The organism is Micromonospora sp. 4G55 (genome assembly GCF_016803375.1).
Genome location: NZ_JAEVHN010000447.1, coordinates 1 through 5,159, shown reverse-complemented (window position 1 = coordinate 5,159; position 5,159 = coordinate 1). Strand labels below are relative to the sequence as shown.

The window sequence follows — 5,159 nt, the reverse complement described above, 5'->3', positions numbered from 1 at the left end:
GCGTCGGCCTGCGGCTGGTCGCCGCCGTACCCGCCGGTCGCCCGCTGGTGCGGCGGCGGCTCTGGGCCGAGGCGATGACCGACCGGTTGACCGCCGCCGCCTTCCGCACCCTGCGCCCAGGGGAGGGCGCGGAACTGGTGGAATTGCTCACCGCCACCCGGGCCCTGCTGGCCGGTGCCGCCGCCCGCTGACCGCCGCCGATCTCGACTCCGTTTGCGGCGTGTCGCGGTGTCGTGCGGGCCGGGCACCGCGACACGCCGCACAGCGAGCGAGTGGATCACGCGGCGGAAAAACCGGCGGCGCCGGACCCGCCCGCCCTGTCAGGATCGCGCCGTGACGCTTCCCGCCGGTTGGACCGCCCGCCGCCCCACCCTCGACGACGTCCCCGCCATCCTCGCCGTGGTGCACGCCGCGGACACCTTCGCCGTCGGCTATCCGGACTTCGATGCCGAGGACGTCCGGGCCGCGCTGACCGCGCCCTTCTTCGACCCGGCCCGCGACTCCTGGCTGGTCGCCGACCCCGACGGGACGGTCGTCGCCTGGACGGCGGTGGACAACCCGACCGGGGTGGGCCGCGACTTCGTCGAGGTCTACGTCCACCCGGAGCGCGGCGCGGACCTGTGCGCTCCACTGCTGGCCCGGATGCTCGACCGGGTCGCCGAGCGGGCCGCCGAGCGGGACCTGCCCGCGCTGACCGTCCGGTCCACCGTCTTCCCGCCGGAGACCCGCTGGGCGGCGGAGCTGGCCGAGGCCGGCTTCACCCGGGTCAAGCGGTACGTGCGGATGACACGCTCGCTGGCCGGGCTCCCCGCCGAGCCGCCGCCCCCGCCGGGGGTGACCGTCCGCCCGCTGCGCCCCGACGACGAGGCGGACCTGCGCCTGTTCCACCGGATCTTCGACACCGCCTTCCGGGACACCCCGGACTACGAGCCGGTCGACTTCGATCGCTGGCGGGAGCAGATTCCGGCGTCCGGCAAGGTCTGGGACGAGTGGTTCGTGGCCGAGGTCGACGGCGAGCCGGCCGGCGCGCTGCAATCCTCCGACCAGGCGCTGGATCAGGACATGGGCTGGGTCCGCACGCTGTCGGTGCTGCCCGCGTACCGGCGGCGCGGGGTGGGCGCGGCGCTGCTGTGGCGGGCCTTCACCGGCTACGCCGCCAAGGGCCGGGCCGCCGCCGGGCTCGGCGTGGACCTGACCAACCCGACCGCCCCGGTGACCCTCTACCGCTCGGTGGGGCTGGTCGAGGTGCGCTGGACCGACATGTACGAGCGGATCGTCCCCGCCGCCGGTGTGTGATGGGCGACGCCGCCCGGGGCCGGCGGTGACGGTCCGTGGCGCCGGGAGCAGACTGGAGGCGTGCGATACGCGCTACGCCGACGCGGTGCCGGTGGGGCGGGACCGCAGCTCGGTGACGTAGTCGTCCGGCGCGCCCGCCTTCTCGGCCGCGTTCGCGATCTCCGACAGGTACCAGGAGGTCGGCAGGCCGCCCTCGTACCCGTCGAAGACGTAGACCCACGCGGTGACGTCGCCGTCCAGGGTCGAGACGCGGACGTGCAGCTTGCGGTACGTGCCGGCGGTCACGCCCTCGATCTCGTCGAGCTGCGCGGCGTCGTACGGGTGGATGTCGTACAGCGCCACGAAGACCCGGTCGCCCGGGGACTCGACGACGGTGCTGACGGAGCCCTCCCAGCCGATCACGTCCTCGCCCGCGAAGGTCAGCCGCCAGCCCTCCAGCCAGCCGGTGCCCACCATCGGCGAATGCGGACAGTAGGCGCGCATCCGGGCGGGGTCCAGGTTTGAGCCGTAGGCGGCGTAGTGACGCACGGCGATGACGATAGCCCGGCGGGCGGGTGGGGGAGAATACGACGGTGCGTGTCGGACACGTTCGGGAGAAGAAAGTCACTGTGAACATCGACGAGGGGCGTGCGCTGTGAGCCGGATCGTGATCATCGGCGGGGGACCGGCCGGCTACGAGGCGGCGCTGGTCGCCGCGCAGCTGGACGCCGACGTCACCGTGGTGGAGGCCGAGGGGGCCGGCGGCGCCTGCGTGCTCTCCGACTGTGTGCCGTCGAAGACGTTCATTGCCAGCTCACAGGTGGTCACCGGCTACCGGGACACCGAGGAGTTCGGGGTGCACTCCGACGGGCTGGAGGCGGTCACCGTCGACGCCCGCGCGGTCCACGAGCGGGTCAAGCGGCTCGCCCTGGCCCAGTCCGACGACATTCACACCAAGCTGGTCAAGGCCGGGGTGACCTTCGTGGCCGGGACCGCCCGGCTGGGCGAGGACACGCTCGGTCACACCCACCGGGTGATCGTCACCCCGGCCGACGGCGGCGCCGAGCAGTCGATCGCCGCGTCGACCGTCCTGGTCGCCACCGGCGCCACCCCGCGCCAGCTGCCCACCGCCGTGCCCGACGGCGAGCGGATCCTGACCTGGCGGCAGGTGTACGACCTGCCCGAGCTGCCCGAGCACCTGATCGTGGTCGGCTCCGGCGTCACCGGCGCCGAGTTCGCCAGCGCCTACCTGGCGATGGGCGTCCAGGTCACCCTCGTCTCCAGTCGGGACCGGGTCATGCCGCACGAGGACGCCGACGCGGCGATGGCCATCGAGCGGGTGTTCCGCAACCGGGGCATGAGCATCCTCAACAACTCCCGGGCGGACGCGGTCCGCCGCACCGACGACGGCGTCGAGGTCCAGCTCTCCGACGGCCGGCTCGTGTCCGGCTCGCACGCGCTGATCGCCGTCGGCTCGATCCCCAACACCGCCGACCTGGGGCTGGCGGAGTACGGCGTCGAGCTGGCCCGGGGCGGTTACGTCACCGTCGACCGGGTCTCGCGGACCAACGTCCCCGGCATCTACGCGGCCGGCGACTGCACCGGCGTGCTGCCGCTGGCCAGCGTCGCCGCGATGCAGGGCCGGATCGCGATGTGGCACGCGCTCGGCGAGGCGGTCCGGCCGCTGCGGCTGCGTACCGTGGCGGCGAACGTCTTCACCGACCCGGAGCTGGCCACCGTCGGCGTCTCCCAGGACGAGGTGGACGCCGGCAAGGTGCCCGCCCGCCAGGTGATGCTGCCGCTGTCCGGCAACGCCCGGGCGAAGATGGACGACCTGGCCGACGGCTTCGTGAAGCTCTTCTGCCGCCCGGCCAGCGGCCAGGTGGTCGGCGGCGTCGTGGTGGCGCCCAAGGCGAGCGAGCTGATCCTGCCGATCACCATGGCGGTGGAGAACAACCTCACCGTCAACGAGCTGGCCCAGACCATCACGATCTACCCGTCGCTGTCCGGGTCGATCACCGAGGCGGCCCGCCAGCTCATGCTCCACGAGCTGGAGTGACCCCCGGATGGCCGGGCCGGTCCGCCGGCCCGGCGCTGCCCGGTCCCCGGCGGACCAGGGCGGTGGCGACGACCGCGAGCAGCCCCACCTCGACCAGGATCAGCAGCCGCTCGGCGAGCCCGATCAACAACCGGTCGCCCGGGTAGGCCGACCAGATCATGGCCCCGGCGAGCGCGAGGCTGACCAGCGCCAGGGCGCGCAGCCAGGGCGCGGTCCCGGGCAGCGCGTCCCGCCGGGCGAGCAGCCAACCACCCACCGGCAGCGCCACGAAGGTCACCACGGACGCGTACCGGTGCAGGTACGCCGCGGCGTCCATGGGCAGGCCGGGCTCATTCGTGGGCACCACCGCGGCCAGCAACAACCCCCCGGCCGCGGCGGCGAGCGGCAGCTCGCACACGGCCCGGGACCGGCGGACGCGGCGCAGGGCGGGGACCAGCACGGCGGCGGCGACCGCGAGCGCCACCATCGCCACGTCGATGACGCCGCCCCGGTCGGACACGGCGAAGTCGCTGACGGTCAGCGACCAGGGATTCAGGTCGTCGTCCACCTCCAGGTGGCCGATCACGGTGAGCAACGCCGCCAGGGCGATCGCGCCGAGGGCCACCAGGCCGAGGTTTCGGGTCGTGGGCATGCCGCCAGCCTGTCGCCGGAGCGACCCGAAGCGGATCGGGGACGGCCACCGAGATTGCGGCCGGGGTCCACCCCTAGTGCCGTGCCGGTGGGCCGACGGTCGGCCGGTGGGGAGGGCCACCCCGCCGCTGGACGCTACGGACCTGATGACACCAACGACTCACGCCGCGCGATCCGTTGACGTCATCAGATTGGTAGCGCCGAAAGCGTGTCCGCGTCGCGTCGGGTGCCGCGTCGCGTCGGGTGCCGCGTCGTGACGACACCGGGTCGTGACGGGCGCCGCGCCGGGACGGAGCGGGGCGGGCGTCAGTCGACGGGTACCTCGCCGCGGGTGCGGGCGCCGACCAGCGTCATCGCCCAACCCGCCGCCGCGAACCCGGCTGCCGCCGCGGCGGCGATCAGCGCCAGCCGCCAGGCCGACTCGGTCAGCGCCGTGCCGCCGAGGTGGCCGACCAGGCCGCCGTAGGCCGCCCAACCGGTCGCCGCGGCGCCCTCGTAGAAGAGGAAGAGCCGGTAGGGGTACCGGCTGCGGCCGGCGGAGAAGCAGGCCGCCATCCGGCCGCCGGGCACGAACCGGCAGAGCAGGATGACCAGTGGTCCCGGCTGGCGTAGCCCCCGGGTCACCCGGCCGGCCATCCGGCGGGCCAGGCCCGGCTCGGCGTGCCGGGGCGCGTGCCGGTCGGGGGCGCTGCGGCCGAGCAGATAGCAGGCCAGGTCACCGGCGAAGACGCCGAGCGCCCCGACGCCGATGGTCAGCGGCAGGCTGAGCCCGCCGTAGACGGTCAGCGCGCCGCTGGTGATCATCACGACCTGGGTGGGGATGACCGGCACGAACGCGTCGGCGATCAGCAGGCCGAGCAGCACGACGTACGCCCACGTCGGCGAGGCGACGTCAGTGAGAAGTTCGAGCACGACTGCCACCTCGCCGGTCAAGGCCGATCAGATCCCCCGAGCCTGACGGCGTGTCCGCCGTCACCGGGGACAGGCCCGGCCGGTGGTGACGGTGGACACGACAGGGCCACTTGGGTACAACGACGCAGTTCGGCCGGGGGTGACGGGCGGAACGGGTCGAATCCGGGCCGGATGCGGACGGCGGATCCGCGCTCCTCGGCGTACCGTTGTCGGCGCGCGGCCGCACGCGCGTCGGGCCCCCCGTTCCTGACGAGCCGGCCGCCGCGGGTCGCCGGCAGGTCCC

At 74.3% G+C, this 5,159-nt stretch carries 5 protein-coding genes and 1 pseudogene; 3 read left to right on the top strand and 3 right to left on the bottom strand.

From position 1 onward, the window contains the following. Both JNW89_RS26990 and JNW89_RS36970 read left to right on the top strand, forming a co-directional pair. Window positions 1–191: pseudogene (locus JNW89_RS26990) on the top strand (hypothetical protein); the annotation flags it as partial. A 142-nt stretch (window positions 192–333) separates the two neighbouring features. Beyond that, complete coding sequence (locus JNW89_RS36970) at window positions 334–1,296, top strand: GNAT family N-acetyltransferase (RefSeq protein ID WP_238451154.1); 963 nt, start codon at window positions 334–336, stop codon at window positions 1,294–1,296. 72 nt (window positions 1,297–1,368) lie between these two features. Here the strand turns inward: JNW89_RS36970 and JNW89_RS26980 are convergent, their stop codons facing one another. Further along, window positions 1,369–1,824 (bottom strand): gamma-glutamylcyclotransferase, encoded by a 456-nt coding sequence (locus JNW89_RS26980; RefSeq protein ID WP_154939618.1) that lies wholly within the window; start codon window positions 1,822–1,824, stop codon window positions 1,369–1,371. A gap of 106 nt (window positions 1,825–1,930) precedes the next feature. On the opposite strand from JNW89_RS26980, the gene JNW89_RS26975 reads away from it, so the two are divergent. Beyond that, window positions 1,931–3,334: an NAD(P)H-quinone dehydrogenase gene (locus tag JNW89_RS26975; RefSeq protein WP_238451152.1), complete on the top strand. Its 1,404-nt coding sequence runs from the start codon at window positions 1,931–1,933 to the stop codon at window positions 3,332–3,334. Here JNW89_RS26975 and JNW89_RS26970 read toward each other — a convergent pair. Both JNW89_RS26970 and JNW89_RS26965 read right to left on the bottom strand, forming a co-directional pair. Continuing rightward, window positions 3,312–3,965, bottom strand: coding sequence for a DUF998 domain-containing protein (locus tag JNW89_RS26970; protein ID WP_238451150.1), 654 nt, complete (start codon window positions 3,963–3,965; stop codon window positions 3,312–3,314). The genes JNW89_RS26975 and JNW89_RS26970 overlap by 23 nt on opposite strands. A gap of 305 nt (window positions 3,966–4,270) precedes the next feature. Continuing rightward, window positions 4,271–4,876: a DedA family protein gene (locus JNW89_RS26965; protein WP_238451148.1), complete on the bottom strand. Its 606-nt coding sequence runs from the start codon at window positions 4,874–4,876 to the stop codon at window positions 4,271–4,273. Window positions 4,877–5,159 lie beyond the last annotated feature (283 nt).

What these genes read in the sequence shown, in the direction of transcription:
- JNW89_RS26970 (WP_238451150.1), bottom strand. Translation starts at nt 3,965, where the DNA reads ATGCCCACGACCCGAAACCTCGGCCTGGTGGCCCTCGGCGCGATCGCC.